Origin of the sequence: Pseudomonas sp. NPDC090755 (assembly GCF_044769005.1) — a bacterium.
Lineage (GTDB): Bacteria > Pseudomonadota > Gammaproteobacteria > Pseudomonadales > Pseudomonadaceae > Aquipseudomonas.
In genome coordinates, this window is the sequence record NZ_JBIVXC010000064.1 from 1 (window position 1) to 1,274 (window position 1,274).

At 63.3% G+C, this 1,274-nt stretch carries 1 protein-coding gene; it reads right to left on the minus strand.

Annotated elements, in window-relative coordinates; genetic code table 11:
* Positions 1–1,274, minus strand: a 1,274-nt coding sequence (locus ACIQUS_RS27290; RefSeq protein WP_403054301.1) for an Ig-like domain repeat protein, incomplete at both ends; no start/stop codon positions are given.

Here is a 1,274-nt window from a genome sequence, read left to right on the forward strand (position 1 = left end):
AGGCCATCAGCATCGTTAGTGATGAAGTCACCCACCACACCGCTGTCGGTGCTGATGCTGTCGATGCTCACGCTGACGGTCGGGAAGCTGTTGTCAATGACGATCGCCTGGCTGGCCAGCGAACCGGCGTTGCCGGCGGCGTCGACCACGCGGAACTGCACGGTGGTGCTGCTGGTCAGCGCGTTGTCGACGTAGCTGACCGCAGTGCCAGTCACCGACGAGGTGACGTCGATCCAGGTGGCGCCGTTGTCGTTGGAGTAGAACAGTTTTTCCCCGGCGCCCAAGGCGGCCGACAGGCTGGCATTGACGGTCAGGCCATCAGCATCGTTAGTGATGAAGTCACCCACCACACCGCTGTCGGTGCTGATGCTGTCGATGGTCACGCTAGTGGTCGGGGCGACGGTGTCGATGACGATGGCCTGGCTGGCCAGCGAACCGGCGTTGCCGGCGGCGTCGACCACGCGGAACTGCACGGTGGTGCTGCTGGTCAGCGCGTTGTCGACGTAGCTGACGGCGGTGCCGTTGACCGACGAGGTGACGTCGATCCAGGTCGCGCCGTTGTCGTTCGAGTAGAACAGTTTCTCACCCGCCGCCAGGGCGGCCGACAGGCTGGCATTGACGGTCAGGCCATCAGCATCGTTAGTGATGAAGTCACCCACCACACCGCTGTCGGTGCTGATGCTGTCGATGCTCACGCTGACGGTCGGGAAGCTGTTGTCGATGACGATGGCCTGGCTGGCCAGGCTACCGGCGTTGCCAGCAGCGTCAACCACGCGGAATTGCACAGTGGTGCTGCTGGTCAGTGCGTCGTCGACGTAGCTGACGGCGGTGCCGTTGACCGACGAGGTGACGTCGATCCAGGTCGCGCCGTTGTCGTTCGAGTAGAACAGTTTTTCCCCGGCGCCCAAGGCGGCCGACAGGCTGGCGTTGACGGTCAGGCCGTCGGCATCGTTGGTGATGAAGTCACCCACCACGCCGCTGTCGGTGCTGATGCTGTCGATAGAGACGATGGTAGTCGTGGCGACGGTGTCGATGACGATCGCCTGGCTGGCCAGGCTACCGGCGTTGCCAGCAGCGTCAACCACGCGGAACTGCACGGTGGTGCTGCTGGTCAGTGCGTCGTCGACGTAGCTGACCAAGGTGCCGTTGACGGCCGAGGTGACGTCGATCCAGGTCGCACCGTTGTCGTTGGAGTAGAACAGTTTTTCCCCGGCGCCCAAGGCGGCCGACAGGCTGGCATTGACGGTCAGGCCATCAGCATCGTTAGTGATGAA